The sequence below is a fragment of the Gorillibacterium timonense genome (assembly GCF_001457415.1).
In the GTDB taxonomy this organism is placed as follows: Bacteria; Bacillota; Bacilli; order Paenibacillales; family NBRC-103111; genus Gorillibacterium; species Gorillibacterium timonense.
This window is the reverse complement of sequence record NZ_LN881724.1, coordinates 909,552-935,043: the sequence shown is the minus strand read 5'-3', so window position 1 is coordinate 935,043 and position 25,492 is coordinate 909,552. Positions and strand designations below refer to the sequence as shown.

Here is a 25,492-nt window from a genome sequence, read left to right as displayed (position 1 = left end):
TTCTCCGTCCATTATGCCAAATTGCGGCGGGAAAAGGTAGTCAGTCTCCCGAATTCGTTCCCATGTGTAACCTTTGCCCGGTTTCATCCGTCTTTAAGTACGTGGCAAGATCCTTGCTCATTCCCTGCACATGCACCGATTAGAAAACCTGAAGGTCAATCATGGAGGTGTTCCCCATTTCTTATAAAACAACTTACCAACTCAGTTTGCTCGCCTGCGCTCTTCTGTTGACCGCAGGCTGCTCTCACCCTAAGAATGCAGTGAGTCTTACTCCGGATGAAATCGTATCTGGAACGCCCATCACAGCAAGCGTGTCTCCGTCCGCAATTCCTTCCGCATCAGCTTCGGATTCATCGAAAGGCCCAGCCGCAACTCCATCCACACAACCGGTAAAATCCGGCGTTGCGGCTTCTTCGAAGCCTTCTGTGGGAACGTCCACTGCCAAACCTACAGCTAAACCAACGGCGAAACCTACGGCGAAGCCGACGGCAAAGCCAACGGTTACTCCTTCTGCCAAGCCGACGGCGAAACCGACGACTAAGCCTGCCGCTTCGCCAAAGCCGACTGCCAAGCCCGGCGATGCCGTCACGACCATTGCCAAACCCGCCGAGATTGCCGTCTGGGTGAACAAAACGCGGAAGCTTCCTGCGGATTATGTTCCGGCCGATCTGGTGGAGCCGAACGTCCGCTTCTCTTTCAGCGAAAAGCTGGAGAAGCGGAAGATGCGCAAGGAAGCGGCCGGCGCCCTTGAGAAGTTGTTCGCCGGAGCCAAGAAGGACGGCGTGATCCTGTATGCCGTCTCCGGCTATCGTTCCTATAAGACGCAGGAATCCCTGTTCAACGCTTATGTCAAGCGGGATGGGGAAGCGGAAGCTTCCCGCTACAGCGCGAGGGCAGGCACAAGCGAGCATCAGACGGGACTCGCCATGGACGTATCGAGCAAGAGTGTCAATTACCAGCTAAGCGAGAAATTCGGCGAGACGGCGGAAGGCAAATGGCTCGCCAAGCATGCCTCTGAATATGGCTTCATCATCCGTTATCCGAAAGGTACGGAGAAGATCACGGGGTACATGTATGAGCCTTGGCATATCCGTTATCTGGGTAAAGAGCTCGCCCAGGAGGTTGTCAAGCAAGGCGTAACCCTGGACGAATACTTCAATCAGGCCATCCCGGTAACCGCTCCTTGAGTTCCCAGCAGACGATCCTCCTTCATCCGGGTTCTGGGTGGATCGTCACCCTCATAAAAGCAACATTTTCCAATAATGTCAAGATGCAGGATGGTCAATTGTGGGTTAGGAGAGCCACTTCAGCTTAGCAGGAGGGATCGATGAAAAAAAGATGGTTAGTCCTCCAAGAAGACGATTCATCGGCTCAACGAAAGGGTTACGCGCATTCATATCGATTAGGAAGAACCGCATGCTTTTCTCCCTCACATTGCTCTGTAACAACTCGGAAGCCGATTGCTTTCTTGTGCCTCCTTACTCGACGTCAACTTCCTCGGCTCTAGCCTTCTTGCGCACCCTTACTCGTCGTCAACCTCCTCGGCTCTAGCCTTCTTGCGTCCACTTACTTGCGCCTGCTCGCTTGTCACTGGCCTTCTTGTGCCCGGTTACTTGTTGACGTTGATTAGCGACGAAGCTCCTTTTTCGCTAACGGCGGCTATCACCGCTATTTTATCGATTAATAGAGAATATAAATTCTAGCGGAAATACACGCAGCTAATCGGGGTCAATCGCCGATATTCACTCGGATACGAATGAAATAACTGCATCCATTTCCGTAAGATTTTAAATACGCCTTTTTGAGCTTATTAACAGCTGCTGCTTCCATTAAATTTTTGGGAGTGTTTTTCGTGCTGTACAACCGTTGTTTCCGTCAGATTTCTAGGAGCGCCTTTCGAGCTTGCAGCGCCAGCTTCGCCAAACAGGCTTCGATGAACTCACAAAAGAAGGGGGCGTTCCCCAAGCAGGTGAGAACCCGCTTTTGGAACTTCCCCTTCTCGTATGATGATTCGTTCATCAAATGGGTCGCAACATCTCGCGAACGGACGAATCCGTCAGTCCGCTTGTTTGTGTTGCTTACGTTTCCGGCGGAAAATCGCAGCAGGACGGGACCGTATTCGAACCGATCGTCGTATCTGCAATCTTGCCTTTCAGATAAAGGTCATACCAGCGCATGAGAATATTGCCGGCGGTCTTCGGAACATTGGTGGAACCGGAGTTGTAATAGTAGCTTTCAGCCCAGCCCATCGCCCCCATTGCCGCACACGCTGCCTGAAACCCGGCGGCCAGCTTGGTGCCCGCTCCCGGGACCGAGCCATACCGATTGGTGGCAGGAACGGTGTACCCATTTTTGTAGGCATCCAAGACGTACTTCGCTGCCGTTCTGTCGCTTCCATCCACCGCATTCACCTTAAATTTGCTGGTCGAGGTCATGGGGACGATGTACCCGCTGCTTGTCCCGAAGCAGATATTGCTATAAGGATTATTGGGTCCGCTTACCCCGTAATTAGCGGGGTTGTTGTAGGGAGTGCCAATATTTGCCTTGCCCCAATTGCTCTCATGGGCAAATTGAATAAGGATTAATGCGTACGGAAGCTTGGTTGCCCCGCTGGCCCAGCTCGCGTATTTGCCATAAACATTGATGAAGGTATCCACATCCAACTGCGAACCATTTGCTTTCGTGGCACAACTAAAAGCCATAAGAAAATCCCTCCTCTATAGTGGTTGAGATTGAGTCGCGTGTGGCATTCGTCCGGAGCCCTCAACGAACGTTTGCTACGCTCTCTCGTTCTCATGCCCTTTATAGTGTAAAAAAGGAGGAAAAGGACAACCTTATCGTCAAATTTTTGTGAAAGGGTATGTGGCAGGGTGAAAGTTTCCATGCTAAGTTTCCCATACTATTAGTAATCCAATATCGCCCAATGGTGGTTACCCGATGTCAGAGTTTCCTTGTACGGAGAATCCAACTCTATCCGAAGTGGAGCGCGAATATGACCCCTACATACAAGCACCGATTCCTTTTACATTCACTCCAACACCTTAGGAAAGAAGGCGCAGCCGCAAGGAGGCAGGCCCGATATGTATCAGCGATATCGGACAGGTCCGTTCATCGAAGCCGATTCTCCGCTCGCAACCCGCATCTCCTTACCCTCTTGACCGGCATCCTCACCGTCTTGATCATCACCATGGGAATCCCTTCGACTGGATTCTGTGCCGGCCGTATCATCGGTGTCGGAGCCGAATCCGTTCCATCGCCGGCTCCGGCCCCCTCCGCTTCGGCAACACCAATGACGATCCCTGATGCTGAGCTGTTCGATGTGAAGATGGAGCAGGTCATCCGGCTCATCCCCGTTACCGACAGCCTGCGCCAGGAAGCGATCCGCTGGCTGGACGCCGGTTCGGGCAAGGCTGGAGAGCTGGCCTTTGAGCCGCATAGCGGAATCGGTCTGCGTATCGCCTTGATTCCCCCCGTCCAAGTGAACAAGCCCTGGTACCAGGGACAGGTTCGGGAGCTGTTCTTGTTTGCGGAATCAACTGGCGGGCCGCATCGGCTGTTGTTCATTGATGATCAGTCCCGCATGCATCTCATCGTGCTTCCTTATGACCTAACCAAGTTTCTAGCGGACAACCGAATCGATATCCCTAAATGAATCGGCTGTGTTCAAGCAGTGGGACTGGAATTGCGACTCCTTGACGATTCAAGCTGCATTCATGCTGTTGAACCGGAACTTCGGTCCCGCGATGAGGCTGGATTCACCCTTGGAGCGACAGAAGCCTGCGAGCTTCTATAATCCGTGGGGGACTTCCCTGCCCAGCGATGGAATTGCTTGGAGAAATACAGGGGGTCCGCATAACCCACCGATGCTGCGACCTCCGTGATGGTCAATGCGGTGCTAAGAAGCTGCTTCGCCTTCTCCATTCGTACTTTCAAGAGAAATCGGGCCGGAGATAATCCGGTCTTTTCCTTGAAGATCCTTGACAGATGAGTCCTGTGATAGCCGAACGTATCGGCAATCTGCTGAATGGAGATCGGCTGGGCATATTGCAGCAGCAGCCAGCTGATGATCCGGTCCAGCCTGCGGTCCGATTCAGCCAACGGCCGTTCCGGTACCGGAGTCGCCGCAAGACTCGCCTCGCCGAAGCGGGTGAGCAGAAGCCGTAGAATTCCCGACGCTTCCAGGTCGGCAAGCGCGTCGGAGTCTTCCCGCTTCAAGCTGCTCCGCAATTGCTTATAGAGAGCGCGTACGAGCGGACCGCCGGAATGGCGGATGACCGGATTCTCCGGAATGATGCCGAGCTCGTCCAGAATCGAGCGGGAGCGGCTCCCCTTGAAGGCGACCCAGCAGTACTGCCAAGGTTCCTCCTGTCCCGCCTCATAGCGGAAAAGAACGCCCGGAAAGATCACGAACGTATCTCCCTCGGAGCACGGGTACCTTCTCCCCCCTGTCTCGAACACCCCTTCTCCCCTCAAAACGGTATGGATCAGGAAATAATCGTGAATGGCGGGACCAATGGAATGGCCGGGCTGTGGCTCCGCCATGCCGCTGAACAGGACGGACATCTCTCCGCTGCTCGCCCCTGAATGGATACTAATCTGAAATCGTTTATGCTCGGCAACCATGGCACGCCCTCCTCATCTCCTCAAGTTTTCGCTACATTCCTCCATATTCCTGCTTGTTCTTCCCATACCTTGAGAGAACGGTTTGGAGTACATTGAAAGAGGAATGAAGAAGACAAACTAACGGAGGTAGATCCGATGAACAAAATCGTCTTTCTCGGAGCGGGCAGTACCGTATTTGCCAAAAACGTCCTAGGCGACTGCATGAGGACACCGGCGCTGCAGGACTTCGAGCTCGCCTTATTCGACATCGATCACGAGCGGCTGTCCGACTCGGAGGCGATGCTCAAGAACATTCGCAAATCCTCGAAGAGCACTTGTTCCATCAAGGCATACCACGATCGGAAGGAGGCGCTGCGCGGCGCCAAGTACGTCATCAACGCCATCCAAGTAGGCGGGTATGATCCATGCACCATCACCGATTTTGAAATCCCCAAGAAGTATGGACTTCGTCAAACCATCGCCGACACCGTAGGCATCGGAGGGATTTTCCGCAACCTGCGAACCATCCCCGTGATGCTCGGCTTCGCGGAGGATATCCGGGAGGTTTGCCCGGATGCACTCTTCCTGAATTACACCAACCCGATGGCGGTTCTCACAAATGTCATGAATACATATGGCCATGTCCGCACAGTTGGGCTATGCCATAGCGTACAGGTGTGCGTCCCTTCCCTGTTCGAGCTGCTCGACATGGATCCCACAGGCGTGGAAGCAAAGATCGCCGGAATCAACCACATGGCTTGGCTCCTGGAGGCGAAGAAAGACGGCGTCGATCTCTATCCCGAAATCAAGCGACGTGCCGTGGAGAAGCAGAAGGAAAAGCATCCTGACATGGTCCGTCTGGAGATGATGCTCAAATTCGGGTACTACATTACGGAATCCTCGGAACACAATGCCGAATACCATCCGTATTTTATCAAGAAGAGCTATCCCGAGCTGATCGACCGCTTCAACATTCCGCTCGACGAATACCCGCGCCGCTGCGCGAAACAGATCGAGAACTGGAAGGACATGCGCGAACAGCTTGTGCATGATCAAGACTTAACCCACACGCGCAGCCATGAGTATGCCTCCTATATCCTCGAAGCCATCGAAACAGGCGTCCCGTATAAGATCGGCGGCAACGTCATGAACACCGGCCTCATTCCGAATCTCCCGAAGGAAGCCTGCGTCGAGGTTCCTTGCCTTGTGGACCGAAGCGGTGTAATGCCGACCTATGTGGGCGATTTACCGCCGCAATGCGCCGCTCTGAACCGCACCAACATCAATACGCAGCTCTTGACCATCGAAGCCGCTATCACTCGCAAGAGGGAGCATATCTATCACGCAGCCATGCTCGACCCGCATACCTCAGCGGAATTGTCGCTCGACGACATCGTTTCCCTGTGCGACGATCTGATTGAAGCGCACGGCGATTGGCTTCCTTCATTCCGGTAAAAATCCGAATCAAAGGCTAACCCCAGAATAACCCAAAGTCAGACGAAGACGCCTCCAAATCCGCGATATCCGTGGGCTTGGAGGCGTTTTTTTACGCATTGTCAAATGCCGCCATTCGCTTTCATTCGGTCATCCCACCTGGCTTCCGCCAACTGGAGCATGGAGACCCGTCGTACTCGCAAGAGGCGCCTTTTTCCTCCGATCAGACACTCCGATGAGCTTCGCTCCTCCCCGCACCTTTCCCGCGATCAGCCCTGTCAATCCCCAAGAGACGGCGAGCGCACAGCCAAACTGAAAGAAATAATACAGATGATAACCGATCATCGATTCGGGCAACGGAATTTTACGATAGAGGAGCAGCACTAGCGGATGAACGTAATAAATCCCCAGAGAACAAACCCCTAGGGAGGTTAGCAGCTTCGCCATGAGCTCCGTTCGATTCAGAACAAGCCGAGACAGCAGCAGGAGCTCGAAAGCGGACAGCAAGCTAAACAGAACTTGCACAGACTCGTAGACAGCGGAATCCAGCCAATGGTGACGAACCTGCCCCACATAGTAGAGCCACACGAGGATACTTCCAGCCGCCAGCCAAAGCGCGAATAAGACGAACTTGCGAGAAAGCCGCTTACCTGCCGCAAGTATCCGTTCATAATGAAGAGCTACATAACCTCCGATACAAAAATAAGCGATGTACGAAACGAAGATGCTACCTGTCCGATGAAAGAGATTCGGCAGAAAAGAGAGATGGGCGATATAGAATTTGTTGATGAGGAAATACCCCGCCTTCAGCAGAAGCCCGGTTACCCACAGATAGCGGCTGAAAGCTTTTGTCTTCAGCAGGCGAATCAAGAGCGGGAAGATGAGGTAAAACTGAACGATGACGAAGATGAAGTAGAGCGGCGTATAGGTTCGACCGGTCAGAAATTGATAGGCAAACGTAATGAGGGTTTTGGGAAAGGTATAGTCTCTGCAAAGGATCACAAAGTACAGCACCGCGAAGATCGAATAAGGCCAAGCGATCGCCGTCAGTCTCTTCTTGTAAAAGAGTTTCGCCGCCGCTCCAGTCATCTCCGTATCCTGATAGGTATAGTAGAAAGAAAAACCACTGATGAAAATAAAGACGGGAACGGCAAAGGACGAAAAGATATTCAAAAAGAAATACACCGGGTACGAGCTCACCTCGGCGGGAAGCTGACTGAATACAAGGCCCGTGGCATGGATCAGGATCACCGCCACGATGGCAAATGCCCGCATGAATTCGATTTCCATCCGGTATGGCTTTCCCATCGGCTTCCTCTTTTCCGATTCTACCAAGATGCTCACACCATACCATATCATGTATATTTTGTCAGTTCATAAATAACCATCCATACCAAAAAAAAGCCTGCTGCAAAGGCAACTTGCACCCTCCGCCAGCAGACTCTAGAGCAACGCTCTACTTCTATTCATCGGCTCACAACTCGGTAAGAAGCATAGCTCCCCGTCGTGGTGCTCGGCGTCACATGACGGTAGTCAACCACATGAATCAGGCCTTCATCGCTTCCAACCAAGCCTCTGCGATGATCGCGTGGCCCGCCGGACTCGGATGCACGCCGTCTCCCGCCCAGAAGGCCGGATCGGTCTCGGTGCTGACCGCCGCAAACCGTCCGTCCAGCGCAACATAAGGGGTATGGAATTCCCTCGCCAGCTCACGGACAGCTTGAATCTTCGGGTCAAGATCCTCTCTCCAGGTTTTGCGGTCTTCCGGCACCGGCAGAACAAAAGGCTCGACGAGAATGATCCCGGCTTCCGTGTTCTCCTGTGTCCGCAGAAGCAGCCTCCGGTATCCTTCGTAATACTCGTCCGCCGTTGTCGGATCGTTATTGTCAAAACGACGCCACGTATCGTTGATCCCGATGTAGATGGACACCCAATCCGGCTTTAGCAGGGTGCAATCTCGTTCCCAGCGCTCATACAGATCGGTTACACGGTTGCCGTTCACTCCCCGGTTTAAGAACCGCACGTTCTTCTCCGGATATTTCCGGCCGAATGCCGCTGCGATCAGGAGGGCATAGCCGTAGCCCAAGCTGTTCGGATCCTGATAATTCCGCCCGCAATCCGTGATGCTATCCCCCTGGAACAATACTAGCGCGTTATCCTTGATGCGTGTCATGTCCATTCTCTCCTTCACCTGATTCCGACTGCTTTAGGACAGGGGCTCCCGTGATCAGCCCGTCCTGTCTGCTCGTCCATTCCTACCTTACTCCAAATGAAAAAGCCCGACAACCAGAATTCGGCAATTACTTATGAGATTCCCTTCTCCTTGCGCTGCCGATAAGCTTGGAACAAGAAGCGCAGCACCGCCAGGACAAACAGAAGCAAAAGAGCGTAGCTAATCGGATGGAGGTAAGCCTCGACCTTTTTCCAATTCGCCCCGAGGCCATATCCCAGATACGCGAGAGCGATGTTCCAGGGGATGCACCCGAGGAAGGTATACAAGCAAAATTTCGAAAAGTTCATTCGAGCGATTCCCGCTGGAAGCGAGATAAAGGTGCGAATGAAGGGCAGAATGCGCCCGATGAAAGCCGCCCAGTCGCCATACCGGCTAAACCAGGCATCGGCTTTGTCCAAATGCTTTTGACTGAGGAGGACGTACCTGCCGTACTTCTCCAAAAACGTCCTGGCCCTTTTCGCCCCCACCCAATAGATCAAGACGGAGCCGATCAGATTGCCGATCACTCCCGCTGCGATGACTCCCCATAAGGGAAAGGTTCCATTCGCTGCAAAAAAGCCGCCGGTCAGCAGGATGACTTCACTGGGCAAGGGAATGCAGGCACTTTCCAAAATCATTCCGATAAAAATGCCGAGGAGGCCAAACGTGTCAATCAGAGAAGTCGCAAGCGATCCAATCCATTCCAATAGTTGCTGCATAGATGCACCTCGATTCGATTGTTCAATGGGATTTAAGCGGCGTCCCTTGTCCTCGTGATGAAGCATCCGTCTCGACTTCTGCAAGGCGGGAGGAGGGCAGCCGGAAATAAAACAGCGCAAGACCAGCTAGCAGCAGGGCGCTTATCCAGATGGCGATGGATTCGTTGTACCGGCCAGCCAGCCAGCCGCCTAGAATCGGCCCGATGATGACGCCGAGCCCCTCCAGGCTGGAGAAGACGCCCCAGTTGACTCCCTGCTGCTCCTGTGGAATGAACTGGCCCAGCATTGCATTCCAGGCTGGAAGCACAGCCGCGTAGCCTATGCCGAGAGAAACCGCCAGAAGCAGCGCCCAACCGAGGGTGTTCACCATTGTCAGGCCGCAGAGAGCGGCAGCGAAGAAGGCGAACCCGCCAGCGAGGAGCTGCTTTGAGCCTTTGCGGTCCCAAAGTCTCCCCATGGGGATGAGGAAGATCGCTGTGCTCACCCCTCCGACAATCAGCACAAGGGAATACTCCGAGTGACTCATTCCGAATTGCTTAGCAGCAAAGCTCGAAAGAATAGGCACGAGCATGCCGGCGGCCATCGTCTGCACAATCATGCCCGGTACCAAGGGACCGAGCTTTCTGAGCCGCTTGGCCATCATGGAGGCTTGCTCTCGAATGGAAACCTGGGCGTAGGGCTGTGTGTTCGTCGGTTGCAGCCGGGTGGAGAGCAGCATGGCGGTCCCCCACATCGCCATCAACAGCCAGAAGGAAAGCCGGTAGCTTTGGTCCATCAGCAGGTTGATGAGCACTGGACCGAGACCGAGCCCCCCCAGCCAAGCCGTGTATAGAAAGCCCATCTGCGAGGCTCTCTTGGCGGCATCCACTCGACTTAGGCAGACTAGCCAAACGGGTGAACCTCCGATTCCAAGAAGAGCAGCGGCCGTAAGGATCATCCATTCGCTCTGGCCGGCCACCAGAAGCCCGAGCCCCGCGAAGGCAAGCAGCAGACCGGAGTTCACGATCAAGCGCCAGGAGAAGCGATCCAGCAAGTAACCCGCGATCGATTTGACCAGATTGTCCGCCAAGTAGTGGATGGACACAGCAAGGCCGACAAGGGAAACGCTGAACCCCAATTCCTCGGTCGCGTAGATGGGCAAATACGAAATCAGATAAGCTCCCCGAACGAACTCCACGAGGAACAGAATGACCGCATAACGGAACAGCGAATCAGACACCCCCGGTTTGAGCTTTTCAATTGAGATTGCCATGCAGAGCCTTCCTCCTCTTCGGTTTTGCCGGCAGGAGCAGAGGCTGGCTGTGTGCCGCACGGTCCATCAGCTCCATCACGTCGGATACGATCAGGGCCGCTGCATCCATGCTTCGATCTTCCGCCCCGGCACTCGCCATTTCATCTCGAGGCGGGAGTGCTAGAATCCGTTCAAGCTGCCGCCGAATGGCTTCGACGTCATTCGCAATGCAGCCGAATCCGCTCTCGGCCAAGAAACGCGCGTTTCCTTGCTCCTGTCCGGGCAGCGGGCGGTAGACAATGAACGGAAGCCCGATAGCCAGCGCCTCCGACAACGTGACTCCCCCGGCTTTGGTCACCATGCAGGACGCCACTTTCATCAGTTCCTCCACATGATCCACATAACCAAACAGAGCAAGCCGGGGTTCATCCGGGAATAACGCCTGCATCTTATGGAGCAGCGGTTCATTCTTCCCGCAAACCAGCATCACTTGAATGTTGTCCATTTGGAGCAGGCTTCGAACGATATCGTCGATATCGGACAAAACCCCGTATGCACCTGCCATAAGCAGGACAAGCTTTCGGCCGGGAGCGAGGCCGTATCGGCTGACGATCTCATCGGCGTCCAGCGAGCGCTGGAACGCATTCCGAATCGGAATGCCGGTTACCCGGACCCGTTCTTTCGCAATCCCTTGTGCGAGCAATTCGGTTTGCAGCTCATCGGTCGCGACATAGTACTGATCCGTCTCGGGATGAACCCACCTCTGGTGCAGCACATAATCCGTCAGCACCGTCACAGCCGGGAGAGCCCAGCCTTTCTTCTTGCGAAGCTCCAAGAGAGGCAGAATCGGAAAGGTATGAATGATCGCATCCGGCTGTTCTGCCTGAATCAGCTCCTTCAGCCTGCGGCTGCCCAAGGAATTCAGCCACTTGACCAAGAACCGATCATACTGCAGATGCTCCGTGAACCGGTAACTCCAGCCGTACAGGGCTGGGCTGTACTGAGAGCTTCTGGTATACATAGTCCGCGTGACTGCATTCATCCAGGGATGAGCCTCCGCCAGCAAATCCACCGTCATGACATCCGTTCCGCCTTCACGAAGGAACGATTCTTCCAAGGCGCGGGTTACTTGCCGATGACCGTCTCCGAAGCTCGCATAGATGATGAGGACCTTTCTGTTGGTTTTCATAGAGAAACCACACCCCTGCTAACAGGATTAAAGCTGCTCCCTTGAAGTCCAGGGAAAGCTCCTCTTCATTCTAGGAAAAACGCATTAATAGGAGATAAACAAATTCTTATGTTTTGATTAAATTCCGGGGGGCTTGGGAGACGTTCGCAGGCTTGTTTTTTTAATGTTTTGCAAAGAAACGCTTAATCTTTTGTTTATAACTTTGCGCTAGGATGGAGGCATGTGAAATCCAAGGAGGTCTTAGAGAATGCTGCATCTCAATGAAAAAGGACAGGACCAGCTGATCCTTGAGCTACATCGCCTTGCATGTACGATCGAGCAGCAACGAAAAAGAAAGCTCGGGGGCGTGCATCACATGATCGAAGAGCTTCGTCTATCCTTCCAAAATGAACAGGCTGATGAACAATCGACGGAAAGGAGGGAAGTGCGTGAACGATCAGCTTTTTGAATGGATTCATCGGTTCGCCGGACACAGCCATGGACTCGACTCGCTCATGATCATGCTTGCGAACGACATCGTCTGGGTTCTGCTCGCTTGGTTGGTCCTGCTCTGGTTGACCGGACGCGAAGTCAATCAGCGGCTCGTCATTTGTGCGGGCTTGACAACGGCTGCTGCTCTCCTCGGAGACATGTTGTTGGCTCCGCTCATCAACCATCCGCGGCCCTTTGTGGCCCTTGCCTTTCGTCCATTGATCCCGCATGCCGCTGATCCGTCTTTTCCGAGCAGCCATGCGACCTTTGCCTTCGCCATCGCCTTCGCGGTTTGGTTCGTCAGCCGAAGGCGCGGAACCGTCATGCTCGCCTTGGCTCTCTTGACCGGTGCGGCGCGAGTCTATGTCGGCGTTCATTATCCGGCGGATATCCTGGGAGCCGCCGCTCTTGCTCTTGTATGCGGCATTGCTGTCCATCTGGGAAGGAATCGCCTCGATCCCCTTCTATCCTGGATCATGAAGCTCTATCGCAAGTTGACGGTTCATCTTCCCTTTATCCCTCATCCCGATTGACCGAGGAGGATGTTTGATCCTCCTCTCAACAGAGAAGACTCCAGCACCACTGTCAGAGTGGAACTGGAGTCTTCTTCAGCTTTTCTATCTTGGTCGGCAACAATCACCCGGCAATTCCCCTTAAGGAGTGGAGCTCGCGGTTCTCTTTCCCTTCACACTTTGAAGCGATATCCCGCCCCCCAGATGGTTTCGATGTATAATTAACTATACCCATTTAAAATAGGCTTTGTTAGGATAAAGATTTGATTCTCCCATAATACCAATGTATAATATTACCAAATAAAGAGTTCACAATTGCTTTTTACAATTGCGAACTGGTGATAAATATAATTGTATGCGAGGGGATTTTTATGAAAATCTGTCCGCAAATTTATGTAAGAGGTTCAATTGAGGCAGTAGAATTTTATACACAAGCTTTTAGTGGAACATTAGGATTTAATGTACAACATGAAGATGGAACATACGAACATGCTTCAATAATGATGGGCGACAGCGAAGTGCTTGCATTGTGCGAGAACGAGAAATACACATCTAACATGAATGGAAATCCTGTAATGCAATTCTGTCTTTATGATTTAGGAACCGAAAAAGCTGTCTTTCAAGCCTATCAAGTATTAAAAATAGATGCCATAAGAAATGATAACCCGAATGGACCGGAATCGCTTCCTTGGAATAGATATTGTTTTGCATTAGTAGATAAATACAACATATTTTGGTGGATAGCTATCTAATATAAAAACCTATATCTGCTTTATTCGTGTATGAAATCAGTATAGAACGCAAGCCCCCACTCCGCATTCCTTCTCGCTTCACACCTTGAAGCGGTATCCCGCTCCCCAGATGGTTTCGATGTATTGCGGGTTGGAGGTATCCTCCTCGATCTTTTCTCTCAGCTTGCGGATGTGAACCGTAACGGTTGCGGCGTCGCCCAAGGAATCGATGCCCCACAGCCGCTCGAACAGCTGATCCTTGCTGAACACCCGATTCGGATTCGTCATCAAGAAGGTCAGCAGGTCGAATTCCTTCGTGGTCAGGACAATCTCCTTCCCATTCAGGAATACCCTCCTCGCTCCCCGATCGACCAGAAGCCCGCGGATTTGTACCTCGTCGCTCACTTCGCGGCTTCCCGTCAGCCTGTCGTAACGGGCGAGATGAGCCTTCACCCGGGCCACAAGCTCTCCCGGCTTGAAGGGCTTTGTAATGAAATCATCCGCTCCGAGCCCCAGCCCCCGGATGATGTCGATGTCTTCTTTTTTGGCCGACACGATCAGGATGGGGACATTCCGCTTGCCGCGGATTTGCCGGCAGACCTCAAAGCCGTCCACCTTCGGTAGCATGAGGTCGAGAATGATGAGGTCATACTCGCTGTCAAGTCCAAGCGCAAGTCCCCTCTCTCCATCCTCCGCCAGGTCCACCTGAAAGCCGTTGATCTCCAGATAGTCCCGTTCCAGCTCAGCGATGCTTATTTCATCCTCTACGATCAAGATGCGTTTCATACTATCCCTCCTCTTAGGAAGCAATGGTCGGCAAGGTGAAGTAAATCGTCGTCCCCTCACCCTGTTCGCTGGCCGCTCCGATCTCGCCTCCATGGCCTTCCACGATCTGTTTCGCAATGGCGAGACCCAGGCCGCTTCCGCCGGTCCTTGAATTGCGGGACTGCTCCGCCCGATAAAACCGGTCGAACACGAAGGGCAATGCGGACGGCTCTATTCCAGGTCCGTTGTCCGCAATCTCGATGCGCACTCCGATTCCTGCCGCGACGGCTCGCAGTCGAATGGTTTTCTTCGGCTTATCCATGTATTTGATGCAATTGCCGACGATGTTCGTGATGACCCGCTTCACCTTCTCCCGGTCGGCCCGCACCATCAGCAGTTGAACATTCGAAATATCCGTACACAGCTCGATTCCCTTCTTCTCCAAATCGAAGCGCAGATCGTCGGTACAATCGGCAAGAAAGGTGCCGATTTCCACGGCTTCAAAATGAAACGGCAGCCGATTGAGGTCGAGCTTGGAATAGAGAAACAGCTCGTCGATCAAGTGGTCGATGTCATCTGTCTTGATCGCGATGGTCGACATGTACCTCTCCATCTTCTCCGGCGTGTCCGCTACCCCGTCCCGAATTCCGTCCACGTACCCGCGGATCGAGGTGATCGGTGTTTTGAGATCATGCGATATGTTGGAGATGAGCACTTTGCGGTTTTCCTCGTATTGGAGCTGCTTGTCAATCGATTCCTTCAGTTTGCCGCGCATAGCCTCGAATGCGTCGCTCAGTTGCCCGATCTCATCCTTGCGGCCGGGAAGTAGCTTGAATTCCAGGTTGCCATCCTTGATTTTCTCGACCGCTTGCCTCAGCTCCTTCAGCGGACGGAGAATGCCTCGAGAGACCAGATAGGTCAACGTCAAATTGGTGAGGACGAAGATGACGAGCAACGAGATCACCAGAAACGGGAAAAAGCGCCTCGCGAAATCAACCAGCGGCTCCTCCTGATGAACGACGAAGAGATCGCCCGAACGCCCGTCCGATAAGCGAAAACCGATTCCGTCGAGGGTATAAACTCGTCCTTCCAGCCGGACGACAGAGTCCTCGTCATCATGCCGGTCCTCGACCGGCTCGGGCAGGCGAACGAGAATCCCGGTGGTTCGAAGCTCCTCCGACACGTAACCGGGCGATCCGCCGATCCGGACGATCAGCTTGGACTGAGCCAACTTCAGCTCCCCGTCCATTTCCTGCAGGTAGTCCTGCTGAGTCAGAAGATCGGGGTTCCTAGTCGCAGTCCTCCTCAATTCCTTCAGAAGCCGCTCGTCATGCCGCTCCATGCTGCTGATCACCGCTTTTACATTATAAGCATCCATGAGCGTATTCACGTCTCCGCGATAGACGAGTCCCCAAAGCAGAGCCGCGAACAAGAACAAAATCAGCGGGACGAGCAGCATGGCGGCAAACGACAGCAGCAATCGAACGCGAATGGACATGGGGTCATCTCCGTGAATTTTGATTTGGCATCCCGTAAGCATCCGATCGTACAGACCGAATGCGAGCCTGCTCTTTCCAGCTTAACCCGAATCCATAAACTCCATCTTACGTAGATCTTAAAATAATCGAAACCGCCTTTTCCCCGTCATGCACAGAACCGGGCGTTTGTGCATATGGATAATTCCGACATCATTGCGATAGGAGGAACGCGCCGAATGTTTACCCCTCTAGTGCCTTACTGGTATCGCGCCGAATTCCGTCCGGTTTGGGCAACCGATTATTCACATGCTCTGCAGATGATTAAAGAAGCGGTTCAAGGCGAGAAGAGCGACGAATTGTTTTATGAGGAATTGATTCAGAGAGCGCCGTCCAAGGAACAGAAGGAGATCATCGCTGCGATCCGGGATGACGAACGCGGACATAACCGCATGTTTCGGGACATCTATCGGGATCTGACTGGTCAAGAAGTTCCTGCAGCAGCGGAACTCCCTTACGTAAAACTGTCTTCCTACCCCGAAGGACTCGTCAAAGCACTGTTCGGGGAGTTGTCCGCCGTCGAACGGTACCGGACCATCTGGTCCGCTCTGCCTGCCGGTGTCTATAAAGATACTGTCCTCGGCATCCTCATGGACGAACAAAAGCACGCCAGCAAGTACAACTACTTGATCACCCTGAATCAAGCTTCGGAGAACTCATCCAAAACGCGAAGCTACCGGATGTGATCGCTTTAGACGGCGGTCTGACGCCGCTTTTTCGCTAAAGAGAGCCGTAGGTGAAGAAGGTGTACGCTTTTATTAAGGCATGTTCGTGGGAGGCAGGTTTCGGTATCAAGCGTTTAGCCTCATTTCCTATGTCGGGTGGGAAGCCTACCTTCCATTGTAGCCTTCCGGATTAAATCGTTCCATTCATTTTTTCCCGTCCCCCCTATTGATAAGGAGATTTCTTCTATGGTAAGGTAACAGGAACTTTTATCATCCTATTAATCGAGGTGCATGAAGGATGGGTTCCCCTTCGGAGTTGATCCTGCTGGAATTTCCCGAAAGCTTTGAAAGCGAACGACTGTTGATCCGGGCTCCCCTTTACGGTGACGGAAAAGCGGTGAACGAAGCGATCCATGAAAGTGTAGAAGAGCTCAAGCCCTGGATGCCTTGGGCACTCTCACTCCCCTCCGTGGATAACACGGAGACCAATCTGCGTGAGGCCCGTTTGAGGTTCCTGGAGCGCAAGGACTTGCGCCTGCAGCTGATCCGCAAGGACACGGGGCAATTCATCGGCGGAAGCGGGCTGCATCGGATCAATTGGGAAGCAAGGAAATTTGAGATCGGCTACTGGGTTCGCACCTCCTGCGCCAAGCAGGGGTATATCAGCGAAGCCGTAAACGCAATTACGGAATTCGCAATCCGCGAGCTTGAGGCGAATCGGATCGAAATTCGCTGCGATAGCCTCAACGCTGCCAGCGCCGGAGTAGCCCGACGATGTGGTTTCACTTTGGACGGCATTCTGCGCAAAGAGACCTTGGACACAAGCGGCGAGCTCCGTGATACGATGGTCTTTGCCAAAGTCAGAGGAACGGAATTCTGATCTTCGAACCGCAAAGATGAGCGAAAGAAGGCCCGCCGGAGGTTCCGGCGGGCCTTCTTTCGCTCAGCTCAATCAGATCCTATCGATAAGCTGTCCTTCCGCATCGAATCGGCGGATATGAGCGACAAGCTCGTCAAAGTCCGCCCAAGCGATGCCGATCTTCTGATCCGCAGCTCCATAGGACATGATGAGTTCTCCATCCACGACCACCCCTGCTGTCGTAAACAGACAAGGCGTCGGGTAATCGGCAGGCATCTCCCACTCCCGTTCCGCATACATCAAGCGTTCCGGGCAGCGGTGGATGACCTTCGGGAAGTCATTGTCCTGCTCGCGGACAATCATAAACGATTGCGTATAACCAAAATACACATCCTTCTTGCCGTGATACGGGACAAGCCAATCGGTTTCGGTCAGTCGCAGCGGAGGCCAGCTGGCTCCGATCCGGTCCTCCTCCCAATCGAAACGACTTGTGGCGAGCAGGTGGTGCACCGCCTTCGAAGTAGCGAAATCCTCTATCGAATCAGCGGCAGCGACATAGATAGACGGCTTCTTCACGACATCTCCTTCCGGAAACGGAAGAACATTCATCGGACGGTGGAGCATGACATACTGCGAACGGCCGTCGATGACCATCTTGTCCGGGAAGATGAAGACATCGCGATTGTCGCTGACGTACCCTTCGGTCAGCGGACATACATATTGAAAGGCCTGCTCGTAATGTCCGGCCTTCAGTTGATTAAGATCCAGCTTAAAGAGGACGGAAACGGTATCGTTCGAGAGCGCCGTCTTAATGAACGGATCATTCTTGTCGCTGCTGAAGATCCAGTCCGGAACGTATTCGAATCGCGTTTCAACCGGAGGCTCCTGATCGGACAACCAATACGGGCCAGGAGGAAAAGGACGGCAGGCCACCGTCAAGTACAGCTCCCCCTCTACGGGGAAAATACGCGGGTCTTCAATGCAGCCGTTGGCATAATTGCGCACCCGGTTTCCATGGATGTCTTCGATATACAGCTCAGTCTCGTCATACCCGAGCGCCGGGGCAAGCGCCGGGCGGGAATAATCGGCCGTCCATGTGACTCCCTTATCCTCACTCTTGGCATACCCGAGAAAAATCGGGTAAGGATCGTGGCAGTCCTCTCTTCTCTTCTCAGGCCAAGGCCCCGTAGCGCGGAACAGCATGTGCAAGGTGTCCGAATCCGGGTCGGGAATGATCGCGGGATTGAGCACCATCTTATCCGCCCATGCGCAGCCCGGCTTCGGCTCCAGCACCGGATGATCCAAATAGCGAAACAGCATGTTCTAGCCTCCTTCTCAAGATCAGAAATGAAGAACCATTGCGTTCTTCAACTTTTTTCAATTATTTTATCATTTTTATTATACAATATTTAATTTTTTTCGTCTATTGCCATCTCTTCCCGATCTTAATCTGGCCGGATACGAGGAAATTATCTATAATAAATGAGTTCGACACAATATGGCTCGAACGATCATTTCCATCGGGGGCTCCTTATATGCTGCTTCGCGCATTCATGACTCTTCTCATTCTCATCTTGGTCCTTTATCGCGTCCGCAAGGATCGGTTTACTCGGTTTAACCGGGAGAATCTCGGGCTGCTCGCCATCATCACCATCCTTAACGGCTCTGCTCTGGTTCGCGCCTCCTCTTTGGCGGCGATTCTCGGCTTCTGCGCTTCACTGTTCGTTCTGATCGCGTATGCAGCAGTCATCTATCGATCCGGAAGAAAGCCCTAATTGCATGTGAGCTCATGACCGATCTCCATTCGAAAGCCCTGTCTTCGAAACTGGCCGCTTGCCGGCCCTGTTTCAAGATCAGGGCTTTTTGCGATGTTAACAGCCTTTCCGAAGCGAATGGCTCATGCATATATCGAAGTAACGAGAGTAAGGAGGGTTCCCACTTGCCTAGCTATCAAGTGAAAGGAAAGATGATCAAGCACCAAGTCTTGCTGAACAGTCCCGAGGTTCATCCGCATTTACCCGAAACGAATTGGTTCTCGACCAGCAGGGCTTTGCAAATGTTGAAAAAGTACCCATCCATCTTTATCAAGCCCAATGGCGGAACAGGAGGAGCCGGTATCATTCGCGTCCGCAAAATCGGGAGCAGCTATGAAATCGCGCTTGGCAAAAACCGCAAATCCCACAGCTATCCCTCCTTGATCAAGGCTTTCCGGACCTACGAACAATCGGCTACGCCTTACCTTGTGCAACGAGGTCTTGATTTAGCCACGTATAAAGGCAAGCTTTTCGATCTGCGCATTTATATGCAGAAGCCTGCCGGCGAGTGGACCGTTCCCGGCATGGTCGCTCGAACCGCCGCGCCGCATCGCTTCATAACCAATCACACAAGAGGCGGTCAAGCCGCCACGCTTCATGAGGTTCTGCCGCCCGTTTACGGAAACAGTCCAAGCGCCTTACGGGAAATCACCGATACAATCCGTCAGCTCTCCCGGCACATCGCCGAAGCGCTTGAAAAGAAATTTCCGGATATCCGAGAACTCGGTATCGATCTCGGTATCGATAAAAAGGGGTACATCTGGTTCATCGAAGCCAATACCCGGCCTGCTCACCAGTTGTTCACGGAGATACCGGATAAGTCCATGCTGGAGCAAATCCTTCGAAACAAGAAGCTGTTCTTGTCGGAATCCCCGGATGCTCCTCCAGCCTAATTCAACCTCTCATCCGATCAGGAAAGGAGCCGTATTCATGAAAAAAACAACCCGATTGAAGCGATTGATCACTTCGCCCGAAACCGAGTTTTTGATGGAAGCTCATAACGGATTATCAGCAAGAATTGTGGAGGAGGCCGGCTTTCCGGGCATTTGGGCGAGCGGACTGACCATCTCGGCCGCTATGGGCGTTCGCGACAATAATGAAGCTTCCTGGACGCAGGTCTTGGAAGTGCTTGAGTCCATGAGCGACGTGACGTCCATTCCCATCCTGGTTGATGGAGACACGGGATATGGAAATTTCAATAATGCCAGGCGTTTGGTCAAGAAATTGGAGCAGCGGGAAATCGCGGGTGTTTGCATCGAAGATAAGCTGTTTCCCAAGACGAATTCGTTTATCAACGGAGAAGCTCAACCGCTTGCCGACATCGATGAGTTTTGCGGCAAGTTGAAGGCGATGAAGGACACGCAGCAGGATGAGGACTTTGTCGTGGTTGCGAGAGTTGAAGCTCTAATCGCCGGATGGGGCCTGGAAGAAGCCTTGAAGCGGGCCGAAGCGTACCGGGAGGCAGGTGCCGACGCCATCCTGATGCATAGCAAGAAGACGGATATCTCCGAAATCGAAGCGTTCATGAAGGCTTGGAACGGCAAGCATCCCGTCATCATCGTTCCCACCAAGTATTCCTCTACCCCGTCGCAAGTCTTTCGAGAGTTGGGTATCCGCGCGGTCATCTGGGCTAACCACAACTTGCGCGCATCGATTGAGGCCATGCAGGCGACCACCGAGAGGATTTTCCGAGAAGAAAGCCTGCTTAACGTGGAAAAACGGATCGCACCGATTGATGAAATTTTTCGGCTGCAGCGGGCAGGCGAGCTTCTTGCTGCCGAAGAGAAGTATCTCCCCTCCCGGCGCAAGCAGGCAGGCGATCAGAGATGATCCCTACGGGACAATTCGGAGCGGAATTGCATCGGTTAGGCTTTGACTTTTATACCGGTGTGCCCTGTTCGTACTTAAAGGATTTGATCAACTATGCCATTAATGACTGTGAATACATCGGAGCGGCCAATGAAGGAGATGCGGTCGCCATTGCTGCTGGAGCCTCTCTCGCCGGGAAAAAGCCCGTCGTCCTCATGCAAAATTCGGGACTCGGAAATGCCGTTTCGCCGTTGACGTCTCTCGTGCACCCGTTTCAGTTTCCGCTATTAGGTTTTGTAAGCCTACGGGGCGAACCGGGCATTCCCGACGAGCCTCAACACGAACTCATGGGGCAAATTACCACAAGCATGCTTGATCTGATGCAGATCGAATGGCACTATCTTTCCCTGGATTGGGGAGAAGCCGGAAGACAGCTTCAACATGCGGTCCGAGTGATGGATCTTAATCGGCCGTTCTTTTTCGTCGTTCGCAAAGGTACCTTTGATCGGCAAGAGCTTCGCAAGCAAGACAGCATCCCGCTCTCCAATCGAACCGTTCGAGGCAAACAGAGGAGCGATCAGCTTCCTTCTCGTTACGAAGCCCTGTCTCTCTTGCATGCACAGAGAAACAGCAGTTCCATCTATCTCGCTACAACCGGCAAAACGGGTCGGGAGCTGTATGACCTAACGGATCATGCCGGAAATTTCTACATGGTCGGCTCCATGGGGTGCGTCGGCTCCATCGGTCTCGGATTGGCTTTGAGCCAACTCCAGAAAGAGATCGTTGTCATAGATGGAGACGGGGCTCTGCTCATGCGGATGGGAGCGCTCGCCACCATCGGCCGCTATGGGCCATCTAACCTCCTGCATATCCTGCTCGATAACAATGCCCATGATTCGACCGGTGGCCAGAAAACCGTATCGAATCATCTCGATTTCGTCCAAATCGCCAGCGCCTGCGGGTATGCTCGCTCCCTATACATCCATGATTTGAACGAGCTGGAGGATGCCGTGCGAGAATGGAGAAACGCCCCATCGCTGACCTTCATCCAGTTGAAAATTACCACGGGCTCCAAGGTACCACTCGGTCGGCCTTCGATTCGGCCTTTCGAAGTGAAGGAGCGATTGATGCTTTATATCACGTGATGGGAAGAAGGAGGGGAATCGGTGAACACCGTGAAGAGAAAGATTCTACTAAATCCGGGGCCGGTAACCACAACGAATAGCGTCAAACAAGCACAGATCGTTCCGGATATTTGTCCCCGGGAAAACGAATTCGGCAAGCTCATGCAAGAGATATCCACGAATTTGACCCAGCTTGTCGCCGATGACGATTCGTACACCGCCGTTTTGTTCGCCGGTTCGGGGACGGCTGCGGTGGAATCGATCCTATCTTCCGTCATAGGCGATGAAACGGTCTTGATCATCAACAGCGGAGCTTACGGCAAGCGGATGTGCGAAATCGCAGCCGCTTACGGCTTGAATTATGTGAATTTCATAAGTTCTCCGGAAGAAGCCGTCGATTTGACCGCGCTTGAGGCAGCGATTCGGGATTCCAAGCCCTCCGTCTCTCATGTCGCAGTCGTTCACAATGAAACCACGACCGGCCTGCTCACTGACCTCATGGCGATCGGAAAGCTGTGCGAGCAGTATGGAGCAGACCTGATCGTGGACGCCATGAGCTCCTTTGGAGCTATTCCCATTCAGATGAAGAGGATGAACATCCGTTATCTCGCAGCCAGCTCCAACAAGAATCTTCAGGGCCTGCCGGGAGTCTCCTTTGTCATAGCGGAGAAGAACAAGTTGATTTCATTGAAAACGGCAAACCCCCGGAACTATTATTTACATTTGTATGCGCAATTCGAGCATTTCACGGAAACGCAGCAAATGCGTTTTACTCCTCCGGTGCAAACCCTCTATGCTCTCCATCAAGCGATTCACGAATTACTCCGGGAGGGGATCTCCAATCGGTATGCCAGGTATGCGAAGTCTTGGAAAACCTTGACCGATGGCATGGCCAAGCGCGGAATGAATCATCTGGTAGCCGAAAAAAACCACTCCAAGATCGTGACATCCTTTTATGTTCCGGAACGAATGGGCTTTGATTTTCAAGAGATGCATGACTTCCTTTACCGCAAAGGAGTTACCGTATATCCCGGAAAAATCGATACTCTCCGCACGTTTCGCATAGCCAATATCGGAGACATCACCAGCAAAGATATTCATGTCTTTTTGGCTCAGCTGGATAAATATTTGACGAGTATTGGCAATAAAGCACACCTGTCCGCAGAATCCCCTGTTATCCCTAACAGCAAAAACAAGCTTCTGAAATACGAGGTCATGAACAACTCTATGGAAGTAAAGCCCTCGATGCCGGAAACCCGAATGCTGACAGATGCGACATTTAAACAACTGTTAGCCAAATACGGCAAGATCATTTCGAAGCCGATCGACGGTTATCGCGGCCAAAGCGTCTATCTGATTTCGTCTATGGGAAATGATGGTTATGAAATTCACATTGAGAATAAGAAATACAACTTGCAGGGGCGACAGAAAGCATTCGAGTTTTTGACGGAGCAAATCGGTTCCCACCCCTATGTCGTTCAAAGGTACGTTCAACGCGCGAGCATCGACGAAAGACCTTTTGATATGCGGGTTATCGTTCAGCGCAAAAAAAGAAACCCGCAATGGGTCGTCACAGGGATCGCGGTGAAAGTAGCGGGCAGCGGGTATATCGTCTCCAATATCGAAAGAAGCGGAGGGACGATCCTGCCGTTTGAAATGGCCATCCAACGCTCTTCCTTGAATGCCCACACTCCAAAAGACCTGTTAAAGAAGCTCGAACGGGTTGCCCTGCGGGCTGCCGACAAATTAAAAAAGCTGTTCCCTAAGCACCGGATATACGGTTTCGATATCGCTTTGGATACCAAAGCTCATGTATGGATTATCGAAGCCAATTTGTATCCCTACATGACCCATTTTGAAATGATGGAAGACAAAACGATGCTCCACCGAATCCTAAGGTATAAAGAAGGATAAAGAAAATCGATCAGAAATTGTTCAGTGGAGTCTGGTACAATGGAGAATGGGGCAATTCATCGATACCAACCGCCCAATCTCTTATCAAGACGAGGATATCCTATGCAATTACTTGAGGTCCGAACCTATTCGCTAGCGGTTCTCTCGCTTCTCATCGCGATGCTCACCGCCGGTGCGCTTCTCACTATATGCAGAACCACTCCAAAGACCGCACGCATCCCTAAGATCCTGCGGATCCTGTCCGCCGTCGTCATCACGGTATGCTGCCTTGGTATCATGCATCTGATCAATCGACCGTCCGGGGTTCCGTTCTCTCAGCTCACCGTCTGGCTGCCTTCGTTGCCGGCTTACGCACTGACGATCTTCCTGTTTGTGCTCACCGGCTTTCTGCTCCGCTCGATGCTGGAGGAACGGGATCTGCTGAAGAAGCTGGCGTACGTGGACAAAGTGACCGGACTGCTGAACAAGAACGGCATGGACAACTTTTGGAACAAGAACAAGGGTCGGGAACGCCTAGCCGTGTTATTCCTCGACCTGAACCGGTTCAAAAGCGTCAACGATACGCTCGGGCATCATGTGGGCGATATGCTGCTGCAGCAGGTGGGAGAGCGCCTCAGCCAATTTGTCCGCAAGAGAAGGCTGATCTATCGCATCGGAGGCGACGAGTTTGTCATCGTCGATCGGGGCTGCACCCTGAAAGAAGCGGAGCTGTTGGCCGTAAGCATTCTCGAAGCGATAACGGCCTCGTACACCGTAGACGGCCATTCCCTCTCGATCAGTGGAAGCATCGGAATCAGCATGAATCGGTCAAGTGAGAAGATCGATCGAGAACGGCTGCTGCGGGAAGCCGATTCCGCCATGTACACCGCCAAACAGCTCGGGAAGGGCCGTTACAGCGTCTACCGTCGAACGGCATGATACGGGGATGGATAACGAAATCCGCTATTTGGATGGATGAAACCTCTCAAATTATACAAACAACCCTGCGCAGAATAACTTGCGCAGGGCTATTTGTTTGGCCTGGATCGATAGGAGTGGGGACTGGTGGCACGGAAGCATCTATACTATACTAAAAATACATCACTTGATAATATTCCCATATTCGTTAGTTGTAGAGAATGAAGGTCGGAGGTTTCCATGTCAGGATATTGGATAATCGGTTTGTTACTGCTCGTCTTCTTGTTTCTTCTCTATCGATTCCCCCGAGAGCCTGAGCGGTACGATCTCCTTAAGCTCTTTCTCTACCTAGCGTCAGGCCTGCTCGTTTTCCGAATCGGAGAGCTTTCTCTGCCTCTTGGCATTTTGATCGCTTGGCTGCTCTATCTGCGCAGAAGAGAATCAAAACCGAATCGAATGCACAAACGGATCGCGCTTGGGTTAGCCTGCGGCTTGTTTGCCGCTAATTCGTTCCTGCTTCCCTTCCTCTGGACACCGGTTGGTTCCTTTCAAGACACTTGGGACCGCAATCACATCCTAGCGAAGCTGCAAGGAGTGCGCGCGGTTAATGTGTTTGAAGAAGATTCTGCCATCCAGGCGAAGCTATCCGGCATTCTCGATCCCGATTCTTCCAGTGGCGTCGAAAGCGAGATCGTTCGCGGCATGTATTGGGTCTGTATAAACAAAGGTATTCCGGTCAAGGATGCCGAATCCTTGTGGTTTAGCTCTGAAATTCGAGAGAAGTACGGCCTGCACCCTTCCTGGCAACGTCAGAAGAAGGGAAATTGGGTTCAAATTCAAGCGGACTCGGGAGAGCAGTACCTGCTTGTTTTCAAAAACCGCTCCGACGGTTCTTCCTACCTATCGTATGCCATTGAGCATCAAACCGTAGGCGGCAATCCGCTGAACCCGCTGTTTTCCTTTCCTTAATCGAACCGTTTCGTTTCTCTCCCCTACTTCGATACCAAGA

General features: G+C 52.6%; 26 protein-coding genes and 1 pseudogene. 16 read left to right on the top strand and 11 right to left on the bottom strand.

Features of this window, described 5'->3' with window-relative positions; translation table 11 throughout:
- Positions 1–244: 244 nt before the first annotated feature.
- Positions 245–631 carry a hypothetical protein gene (locus BN2684_RS25055; protein WP_234340339.1) on the bottom strand — a complete coding sequence of 129 codons (387 nt, stop codon included), beginning with the start codon at positions 629–631 and terminating at the stop codon, positions 245–247.
- On the opposite strand from BN2684_RS25055, the gene BN2684_RS25050 reads away from it, so the two are divergent.
- On the top strand, positions 624–1,187 hold the full coding sequence (locus BN2684_RS25050; protein ID WP_392389017.1) for a M15 family metallopeptidase: 564 nt from the start codon (positions 624–626) through the stop codon (positions 1,185–1,187). The genes BN2684_RS25055 and BN2684_RS25050 overlap by 8 nt on opposite strands.
- A gap of 891 nt (positions 1,188–2,078) precedes the next feature.
- Here BN2684_RS25050 and BN2684_RS16810 read toward each other — a convergent pair.
- The gene (locus BN2684_RS16810) at positions 2,079–2,702 is read right to left on the bottom strand and encodes a glucosaminidase domain-containing protein (RefSeq protein ID WP_058303292.1); all 624 of its coding nucleotides are present in this window, start codon (positions 2,700–2,702) and stop codon (positions 2,079–2,081) included.
- A 290-nt stretch (positions 2,703–2,992) separates the two neighbouring features.
- Between BN2684_RS16810 and BN2684_RS16805 the strand changes: the two genes are divergently transcribed.
- A complete protein-coding gene (locus tag BN2684_RS16805; protein ID WP_058303291.1) occupies positions 2,993–3,652 on the top strand; it encodes a hypothetical protein in 660 nt (219 codons plus the stop codon).
- 59 nt (positions 3,653–3,711) lie between these two features.
- Here BN2684_RS16805 and BN2684_RS16800 read toward each other — a convergent pair whose 3' ends face one another.
- On the bottom strand, positions 3,712–4,623 hold the full coding sequence (locus tag BN2684_RS16800) for an AraC family transcriptional regulator (RefSeq protein ID WP_082652031.1): 912 nt from the start codon (positions 4,621–4,623) through the stop codon (positions 3,712–3,714).
- A 135-nt stretch (positions 4,624–4,758) separates the two neighbouring features.
- Here BN2684_RS16800 and melA point away from each other — a divergent pair, with 135 nt between their 5' ends.
- Positions 4,759–6,057 (top strand): alpha-glucosidase/alpha-galactosidase, encoded by a 1,299-nt coding sequence (melA, locus tag BN2684_RS16795; protein ID WP_058303290.1) that lies wholly within the window; start codon positions 4,759–4,761, stop codon positions 6,055–6,057.
- Positions 6,058–6,186: 129 nt separating this feature from the next.
- Here melA and BN2684_RS16790 read toward each other — a convergent pair whose 3' ends face one another.
- From BN2684_RS16790 to BN2684_RS16770, 5 genes are all read right to left on the bottom strand, one after another.
- Positions 6,187–7,344, bottom strand: a complete 1,158-nt coding sequence (locus BN2684_RS16790) for an acyltransferase (protein ID WP_058303289.1) — start codon at positions 7,342–7,344, stop codon at positions 6,187–6,189.
- Positions 7,345–7,582: 238 nt separating this feature from the next.
- Positions 7,583–8,209, bottom strand: coding sequence for an SGNH/GDSL hydrolase family protein (locus BN2684_RS16785; RefSeq protein ID WP_058303288.1), 627 nt, complete (start codon positions 8,207–8,209; stop codon positions 7,583–7,585).
- 131 nt (positions 8,210–8,340) lie between these two features.
- Positions 8,341–8,967 (bottom strand): DedA family protein, encoded by a 627-nt coding sequence (locus BN2684_RS16780; RefSeq protein WP_058303287.1) that lies wholly within the window; start codon positions 8,965–8,967, stop codon positions 8,341–8,343.
- 22 nt (positions 8,968–8,989) lie between these two features.
- Positions 8,990–10,219 carry an MFS transporter gene (locus BN2684_RS16775; protein ID WP_108722226.1) on the bottom strand — a complete coding sequence of 410 codons (1,230 nt, stop codon included), beginning with the start codon at positions 10,217–10,219 and terminating at the stop codon, positions 8,990–8,992.
- Positions 10,203–11,387 carry an MGDG synthase family glycosyltransferase gene (locus BN2684_RS16770; RefSeq protein WP_058303286.1) on the bottom strand — a complete coding sequence of 395 codons (1,185 nt, stop codon included), beginning with the start codon at positions 11,385–11,387 and terminating at the stop codon, positions 10,203–10,205. The genes BN2684_RS16775 and BN2684_RS16770 overlap by 17 nt, the downstream gene beginning before the upstream one ends.
- A gap of 247 nt (positions 11,388–11,634) precedes the next feature.
- Between BN2684_RS16770 and BN2684_RS24575 the strand changes: the two genes are divergently transcribed.
- From BN2684_RS24575 to BN2684_RS16755, 3 genes are all read left to right on the top strand, one after another.
- Positions 11,635–11,835 carry a hypothetical protein gene (locus BN2684_RS24575; protein WP_058303285.1) on the top strand — a complete coding sequence of 67 codons (201 nt, stop codon included), beginning with the start codon at positions 11,635–11,637 and terminating at the stop codon, positions 11,833–11,835.
- Positions 11,816–12,391, top strand: a complete 576-nt coding sequence (locus tag BN2684_RS16760; RefSeq protein ID WP_058303284.1) for a phosphatase PAP2 family protein — start codon at positions 11,816–11,818, stop codon at positions 12,389–12,391. Before BN2684_RS24575 ends, BN2684_RS16760 begins: the two co-directional genes overlap by 20 nt.
- Before the next feature lie 350 nt (positions 12,392–12,741).
- Positions 12,742–13,122, top strand: coding sequence for a VOC family protein (locus tag BN2684_RS16755; RefSeq protein WP_058303283.1), 381 nt, complete (start codon positions 12,742–12,744; stop codon positions 13,120–13,122).
- 78 nt (positions 13,123–13,200) lie between these two features.
- Here BN2684_RS16755 and BN2684_RS16750 read toward each other — a convergent pair whose 3' ends face one another.
- Both BN2684_RS16750 and BN2684_RS16745 read right to left on the bottom strand, forming a co-directional pair.
- Positions 13,201–13,887: a response regulator transcription factor gene (locus BN2684_RS16750; RefSeq protein WP_058303282.1), complete on the bottom strand. Its 687-nt coding sequence runs from the start codon at positions 13,885–13,887 to the stop codon at positions 13,201–13,203.
- Positions 13,888–13,900: 13 nt separating this feature from the next.
- The gene (locus BN2684_RS16745; RefSeq protein ID WP_058303281.1) at positions 13,901–15,364 is read right to left on the bottom strand and encodes a sensor histidine kinase; all 1,464 of its coding nucleotides are present in this window, start codon (positions 15,362–15,364) and stop codon (positions 13,901–13,903) included.
- Positions 15,365–15,580: 216 nt separating this feature from the next.
- Here BN2684_RS16745 and BN2684_RS16740 point away from each other — a divergent pair, with 216 nt between their 5' ends.
- Positions 15,581–16,087: a ferritin family protein gene (locus BN2684_RS16740; protein WP_058303280.1), complete on the top strand. Its 507-nt coding sequence runs from the start codon at positions 15,581–15,583 to the stop codon at positions 16,085–16,087.
- Between the two features lie 277 nt (positions 16,088–16,364).
- A complete protein-coding gene (locus BN2684_RS16735; protein WP_058303279.1) occupies positions 16,365–16,946 on the top strand; it encodes a GNAT family N-acetyltransferase in 582 nt (193 codons plus the stop codon).
- A gap of 72 nt (positions 16,947–17,018) precedes the next feature.
- Here BN2684_RS16735 and BN2684_RS16730 read toward each other — a convergent pair whose 3' ends face one another.
- Complete coding sequence (locus tag BN2684_RS16730; protein ID WP_058303278.1) at positions 17,019–18,245, bottom strand: glycoside hydrolase family 130 protein; 1,227 nt, start codon at positions 18,243–18,245, stop codon at positions 17,019–17,021.
- A gap of 215 nt (positions 18,246–18,460) precedes the next feature.
- On the opposite strand from BN2684_RS16730, the gene BN2684_RS16725 reads away from it, so the two are divergent.
- The 8 genes and pseudogenes from BN2684_RS16725 (at position 18,461) to BN2684_RS16695 (ending at position 25,452) form a co-directional block, all read left to right on the top strand.
- Positions 18,461–18,700 carry a hypothetical protein gene (locus BN2684_RS16725; RefSeq protein ID WP_058303277.1) on the top strand — a complete coding sequence of 80 codons (240 nt, stop codon included), beginning with the start codon at positions 18,461–18,463 and terminating at the stop codon, positions 18,698–18,700.
- A gap of 164 nt (positions 18,701–18,864) precedes the next feature.
- Positions 18,865–19,632 carry a YheC/YheD family protein gene (locus BN2684_RS16720; protein ID WP_058303276.1) on the top strand — a complete coding sequence of 256 codons (768 nt, stop codon included), beginning with the start codon at positions 18,865–18,867 and terminating at the stop codon, positions 19,630–19,632.
- Positions 19,633–19,669: 37 nt separating this feature from the next.
- Positions 19,670–20,569 (top strand): phosphoenolpyruvate mutase, encoded by a 900-nt coding sequence (aepX, locus tag BN2684_RS16715; RefSeq protein ID WP_058303275.1) that lies wholly within the window; start codon positions 19,670–19,672, stop codon positions 20,567–20,569.
- Positions 20,566–21,693: a phosphonopyruvate decarboxylase gene (gene aepY, locus BN2684_RS16710; RefSeq protein WP_058303274.1), complete on the top strand. Its 1,128-nt coding sequence runs from the start codon at positions 20,566–20,568 to the stop codon at positions 21,691–21,693. Before aepX ends, aepY begins: the two co-directional genes overlap by 4 nt.
- A 21-nt stretch (positions 21,694–21,714) precedes the next feature.
- A pseudogene (locus BN2684_RS25405) lies at positions 21,715–22,812 on the top strand (2-aminoethylphosphonate aminotransferase); the annotation flags it as partial.
- A complete protein-coding gene (locus BN2684_RS25400) occupies positions 22,801–23,586 on the top strand; it encodes a YheC/YheD family protein (protein ID WP_262360942.1) in 786 nt (261 codons plus the stop codon). The pseudogene BN2684_RS25405 and the gene BN2684_RS25400, both read left to right, overlap by 12 nt.
- Positions 23,587–23,688: 102 nt before the next feature.
- A complete protein-coding gene (locus BN2684_RS16700) occupies positions 23,689–24,504 on the top strand; it encodes a GGDEF domain-containing protein (RefSeq protein ID WP_058303273.1) in 816 nt (271 codons plus the stop codon).
- Positions 24,505–24,723: 219 nt separating this feature from the next.
- Entirely contained in the window at positions 24,724–25,452 is a 729-nt protein-coding gene (locus BN2684_RS16695; RefSeq protein ID WP_058303272.1) for a hypothetical protein, read from the top strand.
- Positions 25,453–25,492: the final 40 nt, after the last annotated feature.

Excerpts from the sequence above, each read along its gene's own strand:
- BN2684_RS16780 (WP_058303287.1), bottom strand. The coding sequence starts at position 8,967 with ATGCAGCAACTATTGGAATGGATTGGATCGCTTGCGACTTCTCTGATT.
- aepX (WP_058303275.1), top strand. The coding sequence starts at position 19,670 with ATGAAAAAAACAACCCGATTGAAGCGATTGATCACTTCGCCCGAAACC.
- BN2684_RS16800 (WP_082652031.1), bottom strand. The coding sequence starts at position 4,623 with ATGGTTGCCGAGCATAAACGATTTCAGATTAGTATCCATTCAGGGGCG.
- BN2684_RS16755 (WP_058303283.1), top strand. The coding sequence starts at position 12,742 with ATGAAAATCTGTCCGCAAATTTATGTAAGAGGTTCAATTGAGGCAGTA.
- melA (WP_058303290.1), top strand. The coding sequence starts at position 4,759 with ATGAACAAAATCGTCTTTCTCGGAGCGGGCAGTACCGTATTTGCCAAA.
- aepY (WP_058303274.1), top strand. The coding sequence starts at position 20,566 with ATGATCCCTACGGGACAATTCGGAGCGGAATTGCATCGGTTAGGCTTT.
- BN2684_RS16785 (WP_058303288.1), bottom strand. The coding sequence starts at position 8,209 with ATGACACGCATCAAGGATAACGCGCTAGTATTGTTCCAGGGGGATAGC.
- BN2684_RS16730 (WP_058303278.1), bottom strand. The coding sequence starts at position 18,245 with ATGCTGTTTCGCTATTTGGATCATCCGGTGCTGGAGCCGAAGCCGGGC.
- BN2684_RS16750 (WP_058303282.1), bottom strand. The coding sequence starts at position 13,887 with ATGAAACGCATCTTGATCGTAGAGGATGAAATAAGCATCGCTGAGCTG.
- BN2684_RS24575 (WP_058303285.1), top strand. The coding sequence starts at position 11,635 with ATGCTGCATCTCAATGAAAAAGGACAGGACCAGCTGATCCTTGAGCTA.
- BN2684_RS16695 (WP_058303272.1), top strand. The coding sequence starts at position 24,724 with ATGTCAGGATATTGGATAATCGGTTTGTTACTGCTCGTCTTCTTGTTT.
- BN2684_RS16770 (WP_058303286.1), bottom strand. The coding sequence starts at position 11,387 with ATGAAAACCAACAGAAAGGTCCTCATCATCTATGCGAGCTTCGGAGAC.
- BN2684_RS16745 (WP_058303281.1), bottom strand. The coding sequence starts at position 15,364 with ATGTCCATTCGCGTTCGATTGCTGCTGTCGTTTGCCGCCATGCTGCTC.
- BN2684_RS16810 (WP_058303292.1), bottom strand. The coding sequence starts at position 2,702 with ATGGCTTTTAGTTGTGCCACGAAAGCAAATGGTTCGCAGTTGGATGTG.
- BN2684_RS16790 (WP_058303289.1), bottom strand. The coding sequence starts at position 7,344 with ATGGGAAAGCCATACCGGATGGAAATCGAATTCATGCGGGCATTTGCC.
- BN2684_RS16740 (WP_058303280.1), top strand. The coding sequence starts at position 15,581 with ATGTTTACCCCTCTAGTGCCTTACTGGTATCGCGCCGAATTCCGTCCG.
- BN2684_RS16775 (WP_108722226.1), bottom strand. The coding sequence starts at position 10,219 with ATGGCAATCTCAATTGAAAAGCTCAAACCGGGGGTGTCTGATTCGCTG.
- BN2684_RS16725 (WP_058303277.1), top strand. The coding sequence starts at position 18,461 with ATGCTGCTTCGCGCATTCATGACTCTTCTCATTCTCATCTTGGTCCTT.
- BN2684_RS16700 (WP_058303273.1), top strand. The coding sequence starts at position 23,689 with ATGCAATTACTTGAGGTCCGAACCTATTCGCTAGCGGTTCTCTCGCTT.
- BN2684_RS16735 (WP_058303279.1), top strand. The coding sequence starts at position 16,365 with ATGGGTTCCCCTTCGGAGTTGATCCTGCTGGAATTTCCCGAAAGCTTT.
- BN2684_RS16805 (WP_058303291.1), top strand. The coding sequence starts at position 2,993 with ATGACCCCTACATACAAGCACCGATTCCTTTTACATTCACTCCAACAC.